The organism is Corynebacterium sp. MSK074 (assembly GCF_030229735.1).
Lineage (GTDB): Bacteria > Actinomycetota > Actinomycetes > Mycobacteriales > Mycobacteriaceae > Corynebacterium.
This window is the reverse complement of record NZ_JASPIX010000001.1, coordinates 1-17,585: the sequence shown is the minus strand read 5'-3', so window position 1 is coordinate 17,585 and position 17,585 is coordinate 1. Positions and strand designations below refer to the sequence as shown.

The 17,585-nt window shown below is 60.0% G+C and carries 13 protein-coding genes and 1 riboswitch; of the genes, 11 read left to right on the top strand and 2 right to left on the bottom strand.

Annotated elements, in window-relative coordinates:
- Positions 1 to 104: 104 nt before the first annotated feature.
- The 3 genes from QP965_RS00065 to thiC all read left to right on the top strand — a co-directional run bounded on the left by QP965_RS00065 (position 105) and on the right by thiC (position 4,374).
- On the top strand, positions 105 to 1,592 hold the full coding sequence (locus QP965_RS00065; protein ID WP_284843750.1) for a leucyl aminopeptidase: 1,488 nt from the start codon (positions 105 to 107) through the stop codon (positions 1,590 to 1,592).
- A gap of 38 nt (positions 1,593 to 1,630) precedes the next feature.
- Positions 1,631 to 2,167, top strand: a complete 537-nt coding sequence (locus QP965_RS00060; protein WP_284843749.1) for an isochorismatase family protein — start codon at positions 1,631 to 1,633, stop codon at positions 2,165 to 2,167.
- Between the two features lie 316 nt (positions 2,168 to 2,483).
- Positions 2,484 to 2,594, top strand: a riboswitch (TPP riboswitch).
- Complete coding sequence (gene thiC, locus QP965_RS00055; protein ID WP_284768493.1) at positions 2,593 to 4,374, top strand: phosphomethylpyrimidine synthase ThiC; 1,782 nt, start codon at positions 2,593 to 2,595, stop codon at positions 4,372 to 4,374. It overlaps the preceding riboswitch by 2 nt.
- On the opposite strand, the gene QP965_RS00050 is transcribed toward thiC, so the two are convergent.
- Positions 4,366 to 4,776 (bottom strand): oxidoreductase, encoded by a 411-nt coding sequence (locus QP965_RS00050; RefSeq protein ID WP_284843748.1) that lies wholly within the window; start codon positions 4,774 to 4,776, stop codon positions 4,366 to 4,368. The genes thiC and QP965_RS00050 overlap by 9 nt on opposite strands.
- Before the next feature lie 125 nt (positions 4,777 to 4,901).
- Between QP965_RS00050 and sucB the strand changes: the two genes are divergently transcribed.
- From sucB to QP965_RS00015, 7 genes are all read left to right on the top strand, one after another.
- On the top strand, positions 4,902 to 6,947 hold the full coding sequence (gene sucB / locus QP965_RS00045) for a 2-oxoglutarate dehydrogenase, E2 component, dihydrolipoamide succinyltransferase (protein ID WP_284843747.1): 2,046 nt from the start codon (positions 4,902 to 4,904) through the stop codon (positions 6,945 to 6,947).
- Positions 6,948 to 7,240: 293 nt separating this feature from the next.
- Entirely contained in the window at positions 7,241 to 10,084 is a 2,844-nt protein-coding gene (gene gcvP / locus QP965_RS00040) for an aminomethyl-transferring glycine dehydrogenase (RefSeq protein WP_284843746.1), read from the top strand.
- Between the two features lie 2 nt (positions 10,085 to 10,086).
- Positions 10,087 to 11,199 carry a glycine cleavage system aminomethyltransferase GcvT gene (gcvT, locus tag QP965_RS00035; protein WP_284843745.1) on the top strand — a complete coding sequence of 371 codons (1,113 nt, stop codon included), beginning with the start codon at positions 10,087 to 10,089 and terminating at the stop codon, positions 11,197 to 11,199.
- Between the two features lie 36 nt (positions 11,200 to 11,235).
- A complete protein-coding gene (gene gcvH, locus QP965_RS00030; RefSeq protein WP_005324433.1) occupies positions 11,236 to 11,628 on the top strand; it encodes a glycine cleavage system protein GcvH in 393 nt (130 codons plus the stop codon).
- 80 nt (positions 11,629 to 11,708) lie between these two features.
- A complete protein-coding gene (lipB, locus tag QP965_RS00025) occupies positions 11,709 to 12,512 on the top strand; it encodes a lipoyl(octanoyl) transferase LipB (RefSeq protein WP_284768483.1) in 804 nt (267 codons plus the stop codon).
- A gap of 127 nt (positions 12,513 to 12,639) precedes the next feature.
- Positions 12,640 to 13,704 (top strand): lipoyl synthase, encoded by a 1,065-nt coding sequence (lipA, locus tag QP965_RS00020; protein WP_005327094.1) that lies wholly within the window; start codon positions 12,640 to 12,642, stop codon positions 13,702 to 13,704.
- An 81-nt stretch (positions 13,705 to 13,785) separates the two neighbouring features.
- The gene (locus QP965_RS00015; RefSeq protein ID WP_239273549.1) at positions 13,786 to 14,571 is read left to right on the top strand and encodes a DUF4191 domain-containing protein; all 786 of its coding nucleotides are present in this window, start codon (positions 13,786 to 13,788) and stop codon (positions 14,569 to 14,571) included.
- A 75-nt stretch (positions 14,572 to 14,646) separates the two neighbouring features.
- Here the strand turns inward: QP965_RS00015 and QP965_RS00010 are convergent, their stop codons facing one another.
- Positions 14,647 to 15,120 (bottom strand): RDD family protein, encoded by a 474-nt coding sequence (locus QP965_RS00010; protein ID WP_284843744.1) that lies wholly within the window; start codon positions 15,118 to 15,120, stop codon positions 14,647 to 14,649.
- Positions 15,121 to 15,238: 118 nt separating this feature from the next.
- Between QP965_RS00010 and glnA the strand changes: the two genes are divergently transcribed.
- Positions 15,239 to 16,672 (top strand): type I glutamate--ammonia ligase, encoded by a 1,434-nt coding sequence (gene glnA, locus QP965_RS00005; RefSeq protein WP_284765733.1) that lies wholly within the window; start codon positions 15,239 to 15,241, stop codon positions 16,670 to 16,672.
- Positions 16,673 to 17,585: the final 913 nt, after the last annotated feature.

Here is a 17,585-nt window from a genome sequence, read left to right as displayed (position 1 = left end):
GCCCACAATCTACCCCTTTATCTATAGCGAGGCAGGAATAAGTTCATCGCCGCGCGGTACAGTGGTGGGAAGATTGATAAGCCTTTCCACAAAGGAGGAGACAAATGGCACAGTCCGATCTACCAGCACGCGGCCACTTTCCCCAGGTAAAGCTGGGAAAGAAGGTTCCTAAGAAGGCGGAAGCTCTACTTATCGCCGCTTTCGAGGGCGAAGGCGGCCTAGAGCTGCCAGGCACCGATCTGCTTGGGGGCGCGGCGCTGCGCTCCACTTATGAAGCACTGGTGGCCGTAGGGGCCTCTGGCAAGGCCGGTGAGGTCACGCGCGTGCCGGCCCCATCCAAGGCGGGCGTAGCATCCATCATCGCCGTTGGCTTGGGCGATGCGGAAGAAGTTGACGATGAGACGCTGCGCCGCGCTGCCGGCCAAGCCGCCCGCTCTATCACCAAGGTGGGGGCCGTAGCCACCTCCCTGGGCGATTTTGGAATCACCCCAGTGGTAGAAGGCCTTATCCTCGGCGGCTATAAGTATTCTGGCCTGCGCTCCGAGTCGGCAACGGAGACCACCACCTACACCGTGGTGGCGGAGAAGTCCGCTCAAAAGGAGTTCGACAGCGCCAAAATTACCGCCGAGTCCGTCCTCATCGCCCGCGACCTCGTCAATACCCCTTCCAATCTGCTCTATCCAGAAACCTACGCGGCGTTCCTGTCTGCCCAAGCGGCAGAGGCCGGCCTTGAGGTAGAGGTCTTGGATGAAAAGGCGCTGGAAAAGCAGGGCTTTGGTGGCATCATGGCCGTCGGCCGCGGATCCGCCCGCCCGCCGCGCTTGGTCCGCTTGAGCTGGAAGCCGAAGAAAGCCAAGCGACACGTCGCTTTGGTGGGCAAGGGCATTACCTTTGATACCGGCGGAATTTCCCTGAAGCCGGGCGCCAAGATGTGGGACATGATTTCTGACATGGGTGGTTCCGCTGCAATGGCCGCAGCCATCATCGCCGCAGCAAAGCTGAACCTGAAGGTGGGCATCACCGCTACCCTGCCACTGGCGGAAAACATGCCGGGCAGCGATGCTACCCGCCCGGGTGACGTCATCACCCACTACGGCGGCATTACCTCCGAGGTTCTCAACACTGACGCGGAGGGACGCCTCGTGCTTGCCGACGCCATTGCGCGCGCCAGCGAGGACAACCCCGATTTCCTCATCGAAACCGCGACCTTGACCGGTGCCCAGATGGTCGCCCTGGGTGAGCGCACCGCCGGCGTGATGGGCTCGGAAGAATTCCGCGATCGCATGGCCGAGATTGGCCGCGAGGTGGGCGAGAAGGCTTGGGCCATGCCTTTGCTAGAAGAGCACGAGGAATCCGTGAAGTCTGCCAGCGCCGATATCCGCAATATCAACGCCAAGCGTGAGGGCGGCATGGAATACGCCGGCACCTACCTCCAGCACTTCGTGGGCGAGGGAATCGAATGGGCTCATATCGACGTGGCAGGCCCTTCCTTCAACACCACGGGCGCTTATGGATACACCCCGAAGATGGGCACCGGCGTACCCACCCGCACGGTAATTGCCGCCCTGCGCGAGATTGCTGAATCAAAGTAGCACCACAACAGGCTTAGTACGTTTAGAATCCTAGAGGCATGAAGCCTGCTTTAATCATCGTTGACGTACAACATGACTTCTGCCCCGGCGGCGCCTTAGGCACTGAGCGGGGCAATGAGGTTGCTGCAAAAATCGCCTCCCTGCAACAGGACTACGAAACCGTCGTAGCCACGCAGGATTGGCATATCGATCCGGGTTCTCACTTTTCAAAGGACCCGGATTTTGTCGATTCTTGGCCGGTGCACTGCGTAGCCGAGTCCCACGGCGCAGCCATGCATGAGGCCATCGGGCCGGCGCAAGCCTACTTCCGCAAGGGCGAATACACCGCCGCCTACTCCGGATTCGAGGGCGCTGCGAACGGCACCTTGCTCGCTGACTGGTTGCGCGAGCGCCACATTGACGCCGTGGATATCGTGGGCATTGCCACCGATCACTGCGTGCGCGCCACAGCCGCCGACGCACTTAGGGAGGGCTTTACCGTCCGCGTACTGCGTGAGTATTGCTCCCCAGTGGACGAAGCCCGCGGCAAAGCCGCGTTGCAAGAGTTGGCCGCTGCCGGCGCCACCATCTGCTAAACACAGGAAAACGCCTACGGCCCTCGAACCGAATGTGGTCCGAGGGCCGCTGACGTCTCTCTACAAGGTATTTCCATCTATCGGCTAAAGCAGCCGCCCTCTGGAAACGGGAGGGGTTCTCTCTATCTCTCTCGCATGCGCTCTCTCAAACGCATGAATTAAGTATGGAATACCGATATTGGATATGGATGGAAAGATCCTGGAAGTTTCCTGTCGAAGGATGCCACTAAGGCTCCTACTACCTCACCTCGACAAATGCGTCTCCACCCAAACGGCGAAAGCCCTGCGCTACGCGAGACGATTGTTATAGGGTGATTTGCGTCCCCACGGGTGCCCGAGCACGGGCTGAGAGTGCGCTAAAGCTGCGCATAGACCGTTCGAACCTGTTTGGTTAATACCTACGAAGGAAGAGAGGAGCGCTTGCCATGACGGCTGCCCCAGAAAACCACCCTAAGCATTCCTATTCCCCCATTCACCACGACGGTCTAGAAGTTCCAGAGACCGAAATCCAACTAGATGATTCCCCGCAAGGCCCCAATGAGCCCTTCCGCGTCTACCGCACGCGTGGGCCAGAATGCGCACCTGAAGTGGGGCTACCGGCCTTGCGCAGCGAGTGGATTAGCGAGCGCGGAGATACCAAAGAATACGCCGGTCGCGGCCGCGATCTGGCCGACGATGGACGTGCCGCACAGCGCCGCGGGGCGTCTTCCCAAGAATGGAAAGGTTCTAAGCGCACGCCGCTTAAGGCTCAGCCCGGGCGCCGCGTAACCCAAATGCACTACGCCCGCCAAGGAATCATCACCCGCGAGATGGAATTCGTAGCACTACGTGAGCATTGCGATCCGGAATTCGTTCGTGCTGAGGTAGCTCGCGGCCGCGCCATTATCCCTAATAATGTCAACCACCCCGAGTCTGAGCCCATGATCATTGGGCGAAAATTTCTCACCAAAATCAACGCCAATATTGGTAACTCCGCGGTTACCTCCTCCATCGAGGAAGAAGTGTCCAAACTGCGCTGGGCTACCCAGTGGGGCGCGGACACCGTGATGGATCTTTCCACTGGTGACGATATCCACACCACCCGCGAGTGGATCCTCCGCAATTCCCCAGTTCCCATTGGCACCGTGCCTATTTACCAAGCATTGGAAAAGGTCAATGGCGTGGCAGAGGATCTGACCTGGGAAATCTTCCGCGATACCGTCATCGAGCAATGCGAACAGGGTGTGGACTATATGACCATTCACGCCGGTGTGCTCTTGGCGTATGTACCGCTAGCAAGCAATCGCGTGACCGGCATTGTCAGCCGCGGTGGCTCCATCATGGCGGGATGGTGCCTTGCTCACCACAAAGAGTCATTTCTGTACGAGCACTTCGATGAGCTATGCGAGATTTTCGCTCAATACGATGTTGCATTTTCGCTTGGCGACGGCCTGCGCCCCGGCAGCCTTGCCGATGCCAACGACGCTGCCCAATTTGCAGAGCTAAAGACTATTGGCGAACTTACCCGCCGCGCCTGGGAGTATGACGTCCAAGTCATGGTGGAAGGCCCCGGACACGTGCCGCTCAACATGATTCAAGAAAATAACGAACTCGAACAGGACTGGGCTTCAGATGCCCCCTTCTATACCCTCGGCCCTCTAGTTACCGATATCGCCCCTGGCTATGATCACATCACTTCCGCCATCGGTGCCGCCCATATCGCAATGGGTGGTACAGCCATGTTGTGCTATGTCACACCGAAGGAGCACTTGGGACTGCCCAACCGCGATGATGTAAAAACTGGTGTCATTACTTATAAGATTGCGGCGCACTCAGCGGACGTTGCCAAGGGACATCCAGGCGCCCGCGCTTGGGACGATGCCATGAGCAAGGCCCGCTTTGAATTCCGCTGGAATGACCAATTTGCGCTCTCCCTCGACCCAGAGACCGCGCAGGCCTATCACGATGAAACGTTGCCTGCTGAGCCAGCAAAGACCGCACACTTTTGTTCCATGTGTGGGCCGAAGTTCTGCTCCATGCGCATTAGCCAAGACATCCGCGAGATGTTCGGCGGGCAAATGGCCGAGCTCGGCATGCCGACGCTGGGCGAGCAGGTCCGTGCGGCAGCCCACGGCCCAGCACCACAGGAAGGTATGCAGGAAAAATCCGCCGAATTCCGCCGCAACGGGTCTCAAATTTATTTACGCGAGGATGCTGACCTAGCTTAGCTCTCGCCCTGTATCGGGATTTTCGCCGCGCTCAAATCGGGCGCGGCGTTGCCTTTGTTCTTCCCTTTTGCGCAAGATGCGCTGCCTTTCCATGCGATCGCGCATGCGCTGCGGATAGCCGGTTTCTTCCACGTCATAAATATCGCAGCTCAAAAGTTCGGCCACCGCATCAATTCCTTTCGGCCCGCCAATACGGCGCCGGATAAAATCGCCGTGTTCATCCACAACGACAACGGACATCTCATTGACTACAGTTTCCGGTTCCACAAAGGCCTCTACATATACCTTTCCGGCGGCCCATTGTTGCAGATCCTGCGCGTCTTCCGGGCGGATGGTCTCCCCCGGTCCGCGGGGTGGTCGCAGTGACGATCTGGACTTGTTGCGGCGGAAAGGGTTGAACATAATTCCCTAGCTTACCCGGAAGGAGGGTAGTTACTAACCCCACATCTGCACGAGGGTGAGCATCACGCTGTAAGATTGTCGGGTAGCGATAGAACACTTCCAACTTTCGAGGAGTCTTATAACTCATGGCGAACTCCGTTGAGATGCCCGAGCTGGGCGAATCCGTAACCGAAGGCACCATCACGCAGTGGCTCAAGTCCGTAGGCGACACCGTCGAGGTCGACGAACCATTGCTCGAGGTCTCCACTGACAAGGTCGATACCGAAATCCCCTCCCCCGTAGCCGGCACCATTATTGAAATTAAGGCTGACGAGGATGACACCATCGAGGTCGGCGAGGTCATCGCCATCATCGGTGACGAGGATGAGGCAGGCTCCGCATCCAACGACTCCTCCGCTGACAAGGGCGAGGAAGAAGCAGAAGAAAAGAAGGAAGAGCCGAAGGCTGACTCCTCCAACGGCGGCTCCGGCGACGCAGCCGACGTGGAAATGCCAGAACTCGGCGAATCCGTCACCGAGGGCACCATCACGCAGTGGCTGAAGTCCGTAGGCGACACCGTCGAGGTAGACGAGCCACTGCTCGAGGTCTCCACCGACAAGGTCGACACCGAAATTCCTTCCCCAGTAGCAGGCACCCTGGTAGAAATCCTCGCAGACGAGGACGACACCATCGAGGTCGGCGAAGTCATCGCCCGCATCGGCGACGAAAACGCCACCGCATCCTCCTCCGAGGCCAAGCCAGAGCCACAGGAAGAAAAGAAGGAAGAGCCAAAGGCCGAAGAAAAGGAAGAGCCAAAGGCTGACTCCTCCAACGGCGGCTCCGGTGACGCAGCCGACGTGGAAATGCCAGAACTCGGCGAATCCGTCACCGAGGGCACCATCACGCAGTGGCTGAAGTCCGTAGGCGACACCGTCGAGGTAGACGAGCCACTGCTCGAGGTCTCCACCGACAAGGTCGACACCGAAATTCCTTCCCCAGTAGCAGGCACCCTGGTAGAAATCCTCGCAGACGAGGACGACACCATCGAGGTCGGCGAAGTCATCGCCCGCATCGGCGACGAAAACGCCACCGCATCCTCCTCCGAGGCCAAGCCAGAGCCACAGGAAGAAAAGAAGGAAGAGCCAAAGGCCGAAGAAAAGGAAGACAAGAAGCCAGAACCGAAGGCTGAGGAAAAGAAGGAATCCAAGCAGGATTCCTCCCTGAACACCTCTGCCAAGGTCAACAATGGCGACAACGTTCCTTATGTCACCCCACTGGTACGCAAGCTGGCTGAAAAGCACGGCGTAGACCTCAACACTGTTGAGGGCACCGGCGTGGGCGGCCGCATCCGCAAGCAGGACGTGCTCGCCGCTGCTGGCGAGGGCGATGCACCTGCCAAGTCTGGCGCACAGTCCGATAACTCCCCACGCGCACGTTGGTCCACCAAGTCCGTGGATCCGGCCAAGCAGGAGCTCATCGGCACCACCCAGAAGGTCAACCGCATCCGCGAAATCACCGCCGCCAAGATGGTCGAGGCGCTGCAGATTTCCGCGCAGCTGACCCACGTCCAGGAAGTCGACATGACTGCCATCTGGGATATGCGCAAGAAGAACAAGCAGGCGTTCATCGACAAGCACGGTGCCAACCTGTCCTTCCTGCCATTCATCGTGAAGGCTACCGCCGAGGCTCTGGTCTCCCACCCGAACGTCAATGCGTCCTACAACCCAGAGACCAAGGAGATGACCTACCACTCGGACGTCAACATCGCTATCGCCGTTGACACCCCGAAGGGCCTGCTCACCCCGGTCATCCACAAGGCACAGGACATGACTCTGCCGCAGATCGCTCAGCAGATTGCAGAGCTGGCTGATAAGGCCCGCAATAACAAGCTGAAGCCGAACGATCTCACCGGTGCTACCTTCACCGTGACCAACATCGGTTCCGAGGGTGCCATGCTCGATACCCCGATCTTGGTTCCGCCACAGGCCGGCATCCTGGGCACCGCAGCTATTGAAAAGCGCCCGGTCGTTGTCAACGAGAATGGCCAGGACGCCATCGCCATCCGCCAGATGTGCTACCTGCCATTCACCTACGATCACCAGGTAGTTGACGGTGCGGACGCAGGCCGCTTCATCACCACCATCAAGGACCGCCTGCAGACCGCAGACTTCCAGGCAGACCTCGAAGTCTAAAGGTTCTATCGCCGCTTAAAGCCTCTTAGCCCCACCGCAGGGCTAAGAGGCTTTAGCTATGTCTGGGGTGCCAAGTGGGGGTGATGGATCCAAAATCACCGGACTAATCCATCCCCTTTTATTCGAGGTGTTGAGGGTGCCTTGCCCCTAAGCCCATGGTGAGCGCACTGGGCGCAGATCTATACAGTGACGGGCTGCATAAAAGTTTCCAAAGGGGGAACGGTTCACCCATTGTTAAACATATAATTGGGGCGGTTACAGCCACTGTCCCCCTATTAAGGAGTCTCACTGACATGGAATTCATCTCCCGCCATCTAGGGCCGGATTCTGCGGAGCAGGCCACCATGCTTGCGAAGGTAGGCTACGACAGCGTGGACGCGCTGGTCGATGCCGCCATTCCGTCAAAGATCCGCGCCGCAGAACTGCCTCAGCTTCCTGAGGCACTCTCGGAAGATGAGGCGCAGGCTACATTGCGGGAGTACGCCAACCAAAACACCGTGCTGAAGTCCTTCTACGGACAAGGCTTTTCTGACACCCTCACCCCCGCGGTCATCCGCCGCGGTTTATTGGAAGATGCGGGATGGTACACCGCCTACACCCCGTATCAGCCAGAGATCTCCCAGGGTCGTCTGGAAGCGCTGCTGAACTTCCAGACCATGATTGAGTCCCTGACCGGCCTGCCCATCGCGAATGCATCCTTGCTGGATGAGGCCTCCGCCACCGCGGAAGCCGTGGGGCTTATGTCCCGCGCGGTAAAGAAGGGTCGCCGCGTGGTACTGGATTCTCGCCTGCACCCGCAGGTGCTTACCGTCGCCGCGGAGCGCGCCCGCGCGATTGACCTCGAGGTAGAGATCGTAGACCTGCGCGAAGGCCTCGTGGGCGAGGATCTCATCGGCGCAGTAATCGCCTACACCGGTACCGAGGGCGATATCTTTGACCCCTCCACCATCATCGAGGAGCTGCACACCCGCGGCGCTCTGGCGACCGTGGCCACCGACCCGCTTTCGCTGCTCCTGCTGGAGGAACCTGGCTCGCTGGGCGCCGATATTGTGCTCGGTTCTTCCCAGCGCTTTGGCGTTCCGCTCTTCTTCGGCGGCCCGCACGCTGCGTACATGGCAGTCACGGAAAAGCTGAAGCGCCAGATGCCTGGCCGCATCGTAGGCGTGTCCAAGGACGCGGATGGTCGCCCCGCTTACCGCCTAGCGCTGCAGACCCGCGAGCAGCATATTCGCCGTGAACGCGCTACCTCCAATATTTGTACTGCGCAGGCGCTGCTGGCCAATGTCGCCTCCATGTACGCCGTCTACCACGGCCCGCAAGGCCTCAAGGCCATTGCCCAGCGCGTCCACGCGCTCGCTTCCTCCTTTGCACAGTCCCTCAAGGATGCCGGGAAGCAACTCGTGTCCGAGGACTTCTTCGATACCGTTACTGTCGCCGGCGTAGACGCCGCCACCATCAAGGCTGACCTCCAGAAGGAGGGCTACCTCGTGCGTACCATCGGCGAGGACAAGGTATCGGTGTCCTTTGGTGAGTCGGCGACCAAGGAGGACGTCGCCAAGCTCGCCCAGGCCTTCGGCGCCAAAGCTGCTGAGGCCGACTTTGCTCTGCCGGAGAACCTGCAGCGCGGCGAGGAGCCACTGCAGCACGAGATCTTCAATCGCATCCACTCCGAGACCCAGATGCTGCGCTACCTGCGCAAGCTAGCCGATAAGGACTTGGCGCTCGACCGCACCATGATTCCGCTGGGCTCCTGCACGATGAAGCTCAACCCCACCGCCGCCATGGAACCCATCTCCTGGCCGGAGTTTGCGGGCATCCACCCCTACGCACCAGAGGAAACGACCGCCGGCTGGCGCGCCTTGGTAGACGAAATTGAAGGCTGGCTGGCCGAGGTCACCGGCTACGCCAAGGTCTCCATCCAGCCCAATGCCGGCTCCCAGGGCGAGCTGGCGGGTCTATTGGCCATCCGCCGCTACCACGTAGCCAATGGCGATAACGAGCGCGATGTAGTGCTCATCCCAGCTTCCGCGCACGGTACCAATGCGGCCTCGGCAACGCTGGCTAACCTGCGCGTTGTTGTGGTCAAGACCGCCGAGGATGGCTCTATAGACCTGGCAGATTTGGATGACAAGATTGCCAAGCACGGCAACCACATCGCCGGCATCATGGTGACCTACCCGTCCACCCACGGTGTCTTTGACCCCGAGGTTCGCGACGTATGCGATAAGGTCCACGCGGTGGGCGGCCAGGTCTACATCGACGGTGCGAATATGAACGCGCTGACCGGCTGGGCCCGCCCAGGCCAATTCGGCGGCGATGTTTCCCACCTCAACCTGCACAAGACATTTACCATTCCGCATGGCGGTGGCGGCCCGGGCGTGGGTCCGGTCGCAGTAGCCGAGCACCTCATCCCCTTCCTGCCCACCAACGCCGCGGATCCGCAGCTGGATGCCACCACCGCTACCCCGGTAGGCCAGGGCGTGCCAATTACCAATACCAAGTACGGCTCGGCTGGTGTGCTGCCGATTTCCTGGGCGTACCTAGCTATGACCGGTGCGCAGGGACTGGCCCAGGCCTCCGCCCACGCGATCTTGGGTGCGAACTACCTGGCCAAGTCCTTGGAAGATTCCTTCCCGGTGCTCTACACCGGCAACGCTGGCTTGGTGGCGCACGAATGCATCCTTGATCTGCGCGCGCTTACCGACGCCTCCGGCGTCACCGCCGCTGACGTAGCCAAGCGCCTCGTGGACTTTGGTTTCCATGCCCCGACCCTCGCCTTCCCGGTGGCCGGCACCCTCATGGTCGAGCCCACCGAGTCTGAAGACTTGGCCGAGCTGGACCGCTTCATCGAGGCTATGCGCACCATCCGCGCCGAGATCCAAGAGATCATCGACGGCGAGGTGTCCTACGAAGGCTCCGTTATCCACCACGCACCATTTACCGCGGAGTCCGTCGGTGCCGATGCGTGGGAGTTCGCCTTCAGCCGCGAAAAGGCAGCGTGGCCCGTGAAATCCCTGCGCCACAGCTACAAGTACTTCCCGCCGGTGCGCCGCATCGACGAGGCCTACGGCGACCGCAACCTGGTCTGTAGCTGCCCACCACCAGAAGCTTTCGACATCGACGATTCTGAGGAGTAACCATGACCGAACTACTCACCTCCCCGCTTCATGCCGAGCACGACAAGCTCGGCGCCACCTTCACGGCCTTCGGCCCGTGGAATATGCCCTTGAAGTACCAGAATGAGCTGGAAGAGCACCGCGCGGTGCGCAGCACCGCTGGCCTCTTTGACCTATCCCACATGGGCGAAATCTGGGTCAACGGCGCCGACGCCGGCAAGTTCTTGTCCTATGCCTTCATCTCCAACTTTGAGCCCCTCAAGGTGGGCAAGGCCAAGTACTCCATGATTACCGCTGAGGACGGCGGCATCATCGATGACCTTATTACCTACCGCTTTGAAGAGGACAAATTCCTCGTCGTCCCGAATGCCGGCAACGCCGATACCGTATGGGACGAGCTCAATAAGCGCGCCGAGGGCTTCGATGTTTCCCTGAAGAACGAGTCCCGTGACGTCGCGATGATCGCCGTCCAGGGCCCTAAGGCCGCAGAAATCCTCGTCCCGCTGGTAGAAGACAATAAGCAGGACGAGGTATATAACCTCGGCTACTACGCTGCCACCATGGGCAAGGTAGCGCGCACCTTCGCCATTATCGCGCGCACCGGCTACACCGGTGAGGATGGCTTCGAGCTCATCGTGTATAACTCCGATGCCCCACAGCTGTGGGAAGAACTGCTCAAGGCCGGCGCGGAATACGACCTCAAGCCGTGCGGTCTTGCCGCCCGCGATTCCCTGCGCCTCGAGGCCGGCATGCCGCTCTACGGCAACGAGCTCTCTCGCGATATCACCCCGGTAGAGGCGGGCATGGCGCGTGCCTTTGCCAAGAAGGAGGCCGATTTCGTCGGCGCCGAGGTCATCCGCCAGCGCGCTGCCGAAGGCCCACAGGTAGCGATCACCGGTCTCACCTCCACGCAGCGCCGCGCCGCGCGCGCCGGAGCCGAAGTATTCGTGGGAGACAAGAAGGTCGGAACCGTCACCTCCGGCCAGCCTTCCCCCACCCTGGGACACCCAGTGGCCATCGCGCTGCTGGAAACCAGCGCTGAACTCGAGCCCGGCGCCGAAGTCGAGGTAGAGATCCGCGGCAAGCGCTATCCTTTTGAAGTAACCGCGTTGCCGTTCTACAAGCGCGATAAGTAAACACTTTCTCAACCAGCCCGAAAGGACTACATCACCATGGCTACCCTTCCACAAGATTTCTCCTACTCCGAAGACCACGAGTGGGTCAACGCCACCGCTGACGCCGTCGCAGGCGCTACCGTGCGCATCGGCATTACCTCCGTCGCTGCCGATCGCCTGGGCGAGGTTGTCTTTGCCGAGCTACCGGAGGTGGGCGATACCGTCACCGCCGGCGAGTCCTGCGGCGAAGTCGAATCCACCAAGTCCGTCTCTGACCTCTATTCCCCTGTCACCGGCACCGTCAAGGCCGTCAACGAGGCCGTGCACGATGACTACGCGGTCATCAACAACGACCCGTTCGGTGAGGGCTGGCTCTTCGAGGTCGAGGTAGATGAGGCCGGCGAGCTCATGGATGCCGCCGCCTACGCATCCGCCAACGGCCTAGACTAATTCGGCCCCACGCGGGAGGGTGTGCCACGCGCATCCTCCCGCTTTGCTTTGCCCACCGCACCAGAGGAAACTTTGAGGCTATGACTGCACCACGCGATCCTTTCTTCCCCGCCGAGCGCTCTATCCGCGCCTCCGATAAGCCACTAGAGGTCCGTTTCCTGGGCCGGATGGACTACCAGGAGGCGTGGGATTACCAGGCCGAGGTAGCGGCCGCCCGCGCCAAGGGCGAGCAGGGCGACGTGGTGCTCGTGGTCGAGCATCCCAATATCTATACCGCCGGCAAGCGCACCCAGCCAGAGGATATGCCGGATAATGGCCTGCCCGTTATCACCGTGGACCGCGGCGGGCGCATTACCTGGCATGGCGAGGGCCAGTTGGTCATCTACCCCATTATCAAGCTGGCAGAGCCTGTCGACGTCGTCGACTATGTCCGCCGCTTGGAGGAAGCCACCATCCAGACGGTTCGCCAGATGGGGGTGACCACCGCAGGGCGCATCGACGGCCGCTCGGGTGTATGGGTCCCCTCCACCACCCAGGCCAAGGATCCGGCTGCCCCGAAGCGCGACCGCAAGATCGCCGCGCTGGGCATCCGTATTACCCGCGGGGTGACCATGCACGGCTTGGCGCTCAATTGCTGCAATACGCTGGAATACTACGACCACATCGTGGCCTGCGGCATCGACGACGCCGACGTGACCACTCTGTCCTTAGAACTGGGCCACCAAGTCAGCCTCGAGGACGCCACCCAGCCGCTGTTGCAAGCGCTGGACGACGCCCTCTCGGGCCGCCTCATCGTTGCCGACCACACCTTCGGCTCAGCCCCGGATCCCACGAAGCTGGCCAATGAAAGGGCACGGGAGAGGCGTCGGCAAGCGCGGCACTAGCCCTCGTTCGGGGCTGGCGCGGAATAGGATGTGACTGCGGCGACATATACCTAGAAGAGCTATTAGCCATCACCACCATCAACCGATAAAGTGAGTTTTTGTGACTGTAAAGCCTGAAGGACGCAAGATGCTCCGCATTGAAAAGAAGAATGCGGAGTCACCCATCGAACAAAAGCCACGCTGGATACGCAACCAGGTCCGCACCGGCCCGGGCTACGAGGACATGAAGTCCCGCGTGGCCGGCGCCTCCCTGCACACCGTGTGCCAAGAGGCAGGCTGCCCGAATATCCACGAGTGCTGGGAATCCCGCGAGGCTACGTTCCTTATCGGTGGCGATAAGTGCACCCGCCGCTGCGACTTCTGCGATATTGCCACCGGCAAGCCGGAAGAACTCGACCGCGACGAGCCGCGCCGCGTGGCCGAAAATATCCGGGAAATGGACCTTAACTACACCACCATTACCGGCGTTACCCGCGACGATCTTCCGGATGAAGGCGCCTGGCTCTATGCCGAGGTCGTGCGCAAGATTCACGAGCTTAACCCGCATACCGGCGTGGAAAACCTCACCCCGGATTTCTCCGGCAAGCCGGACCTTTTGGAAGAGGTCTTCGAGGCTAAGCCAGAGGTCTTCGCCCATAACCTGGAGACCGTGCCGCGCATCTTTAAGCGCATCCGCCCGGCCTTCCGCTACGAGCGCTCCCTGGACGTAATCCGCCAGGCCCACGACTATGGTCTGATTACCAAGTCCAACCTGATTTTGGGCATGGGCGAGACCGAGGATGAGGTCGAGGAAGCATTGCGTGACCTGCGCTCTGCCGGCTGCGATATCATCACCATCACCCAGTACCTGCGCCCCGGCCCGCGCTTCCACCCGATTGAGCGCTGGGTGCGCCCAGAGGAATTCGTCGCCCACTCCAAGCTGGCCAAGGAGCTCGGCTTCGGCGGCGTCATGTCCGGCCCGCTGGTGCGCTCGTCCTACCGCGCCGGCCGCCTCTACGTGCAGGCCATGGAAAAGCGCGGCTTCGAGCTGCCGGAAAATCTCAAGCACCTGGCCGAGACCTCCCAGGGTGCCACCGCCCAAGAGGCCTCCACCTTGCTGGAGAAGTACGGCCCCTCGGAAGAGACTCCAGTGACCACCCGCATGGCCAAGACCCCGGCTAATGCGAATTCGGCGGCGGCCACCATCCGCTAAACCGAACGTTTTCATAACGGCCTGCGCTTTTCGCGTGGGCCGTTTTAACATTTATGCCCGTTGACCTTTAAAGTAGGAGCCATGGCGAAAGATGACAAGGCAGCACTAAAGGCTGCAAAGAAGCAAGAACGCGCGGCCAAGCGCCAGCAGCGTAAGCAAACCTGGTCCCAGATGTGGCAAGCATTCAATATGCAGCGCAAGCAGGATAAGGCGCTTATCCCCATCATGCTGGGTGCCTTCCTGGGCATGGGATTGCTCTTCTTCCTCATTGGCCTGCTTTTTAGCGGCCAGTGGTTCATGCTCATCCTCGGCTTGGGCATTGGCGCGTTGCTCGCCATGTTCCTCTTTACCCGCCGCCTTGAGCGCGATATGTACAAGCGCGTGGAAGACCAGCCGGGCGCTGCCGGCTGGGCGCTAGAGCAGCAGCTGCGCAATACCGTGGGCATCGTGTGGTCCGTAAAGACCGGTGTGGCCGCTACCCGCCAACAGGATCTTATCCACCGCGTCATCGGCAACGCCGGCGTCATCTTCGTTTGCGAGGGCAATAAGAACCGCGTACGCCCCACCTTGAACCAGCTTAAGAAGCGTGTAGACAAGATCGCCGGCGGCGTTCCTATCTACGAGATCTTCGTGGGGAACGGCGAGGACGAGGTTCCCGTATCCAAGCTGCGCAATAAGGTCATGAAGCTGCCGCGCAACTTCAATAAGAACGAAACCTACGACAACATCCGCCGCATCGAGGCCATGGACTCCATGCCGGGTACCACCCCGGGCATGCCCAAGGGCCCAATGCCCCACCAGGCGCAGAACATGGCCGGCATGAACCGCCGCATGCGCCGCGCCCAGCAGCGCAAGAAGAATAAATAAGCGCCTAAAGCTAATCCCTGCTACACCGTCGACGGCGTAGCAGGGATTTTCTTATGCCCAGAAAAGTCGGGCACCTTAGGAGCGAATGACGATGGTGCCGGTGGCGCGGTCATGCATACCGCGACCGTCCGCATCAACCATGGCTGCTGGAAAGAGCACGCCGGTAAGCAGCGTACGCAGTACGGCGCGCCACAGACCCACGCGGGCACCGGGGACATCGAGACGCGCCACGCCCATCCCCAGCAGCAGCATGCCGGGGGTACGGGCAAAGAGCCAACCACACACGATGCCCATGATGACCCACAGGGCGTAGCCCAAGAAGGCTACACCGCCCAATTCCGTGGTGAACATGTGGATCAGGTTGGCAATGAGCATGCACACGATCCAGTCAATGGCCACGGCGCCGGCGCGGCGGCCTACCGAAGCCAAAGATCCAGGTCCAGACTCGGGAAGACCGAGCTTTTCGCCCGGCCAGCGGCCGGGTCCTTCCATGTCATCGTATTCGCCCGGAATATTCGGCCCGTCGAGCCACGTACGCTTATCTGCCATGCTCACCAATCTAGCGGGCACAAAGTGAGATGTGAAACGAGGGGAATCGCGATGCCAACGGTGGGAACCTAGTAGGCTATAGAGAGACAATTCACCGGTCAACAACGAGGAGACAAACGTGTCTTTCGAGACAGTGCAGGACATCGTCCAATTTATTAAGGACGAGGATGTAAAGTTCGTCGATATCCGCTTTACGGACGTCCCAGGCACCGAGCACCACTTTTCCATCCCAGCAGATGAGTTCACCGTAGAAGATGCCGAAAATGGCCTTGCCTTCGACGGCTCCTCAATCCGCGGATTCACCACCATTGATGAGTCCGATATGACCCTGCTGCCGGATCCGGCCACCGCGCATATCGATCCGTTCCGCACGGCCAAGACCCTGAACATCAAATTCTTCGTCCACGACCCATTTACCTTTGAGCCTTTCTCCCGCGACCCGCGCAACATCGCGCGCAAGGCGGAAGAGTACCTGCAGTCCACCGGCATCGCCGATACTTGTAACTTTGGTGCTGAGGCAGAGTTCTACCTCTTTGACTCCGTGCGCTTTGGCACCGACGTCCAGCACGGCTTCTACGAGGTGGATTCCGATGAAGGTTGGTGGAACCGTGATAGCGAGACCAACTTCGACGGCACCCCGAACACCGGCTACAAGACCCGCCTGAAGGGCGGCTACTTCCCCACCGCGCCGTATGACAAGCACGGTGAGGTGCGCGACGCCATGGTGGAGAACCTGCAAAAGGTTGGATTCCAAATCGAGCGCTTCCACCACGAGGTCGGCGCCGGCCAGAATGAGATCAACTACCGCTTCAACTCCATGTTGCACGCGGGCGATGACATTCAGACTTTCAAGTACGTGATTAAGCAGACCGCGGCACAGTGGGGCAAAACCGCAACCTTCATGCCTAAGCCGCTGGCTGGCGATAATGGTTCTGGCATGCACGCCCACATGTCCCTGTGGAAGGACGGCAAGCCTCTCTTCCACGACGAGGCTGGCTACGCAGGCCTTTCCGATATCGCCCGCTACTACATCGGCGGTATCCTTCACCACGCTGGCGCCGTTCTTGCGTTCACTAACCCGACGCTGAACTCCTACCACCGCCTGGTCCCAGGCTTCGAGGCACCGATCAACCTGGTGTACTCCCAGCGCAACCGCTCTGCCGCCATCCGTATCCCGATTACCGGTTCCAACCCGAAGGCCAAGCGCATCGAGTTCCGCGCACCGGACCCATCCGGCAACCCATACTTGGGCTTTGCCGCCATGATGATGGCCGGCATCGACGGCGTAAAGAACCGCATCGAGCCGCACGCTCCAGTTGATAAGGACCTCTACGAGCTGCCTCCAGCAGAGGCTGAGTCCATCCCACAGGCACCGACCTCCCTCGAGGCTTCCCTCAAGGCCCTGCAGGAGGACATGGACTTCCTCACCGAAGGCGATGTCTTCACCGAGGATCTCATCGAGACCTACATCAACTACAAGTACGAGAACGAGATCAATCCGGTTCGCCTGCGTCCTACCCCGCAGGAATTTGAGATGTACTACGACTGCTAGATATTGGGGCATTTTTGTACATCTGACCTGCGGTTATTTGTACAACTCGTAAGCATAAACGAACCCCTCGACTTTTAACCAGAATTGTCGAGGGTTTCGCTATTTTCGTACCCGTACTGAGCGGTTTTGGCCTGAATATCCTCATTTTTACCGGCCTTACTCGCCTTTCCGGCACCCGCTCACGACTTCTAGGCCACGGCCTCCTGGAATAAGTCCAGTAAGGCTCGTGACCTCTTTTACTGCCTCACCAATCTGCGGCGGGACCTTCGCACCAGCAATATCGAGAATGTCTTCGCAGGCATACCCGTTGCGCGGGCGCCTACCCCGAGGCGGACGCAAACTAGCCTGGTCGTCTGCTTGCTTGCACAGATAGTTCATAGCATTTCTCTGGGCGACCGCTAAACCGACAAGCAGCATGTAGGCGCCGACACCGCGCATGTAGCGCTTAGTGCGTTCACCTTTTCCGATAGCAACCATACTTTTTAGGCTATGGTTGCGAGCCTCGACCAAGTTCGCGGCTTGCGGTAGAGCTCGTCCTACCCACTGGTGTAGACGGGCGGGCCTTGCTGCGCGTACTTGTGAAAGCGGTCGGGCTCGTGAACACTCACCAGCACGGACGATTGGGAGTAGATTTTGCCACAGGTATTCACCTTGTCCAGCACGCCTGTGGTCAACAGTAGCGGCGGCTAGGCCCCAGCAGTATTCTTTGAAGCCGCGCGTCGGGCTTTCGTGTCACCGGCCCGAAGCGGACAGGTAACCTTGCCTAACAGTGCCGGGCACTCAAACCTCTGGGAACCGTCCGGCCGTGTCTTTTTCACTGTCAATTGTAGAGGTTACGTCCCCTAACGTGGTGTATCTGTAGCCCGCGGTAAGTCTTGTGCCGGTGTGCATGAAGGCGACCATCGCGGGTACC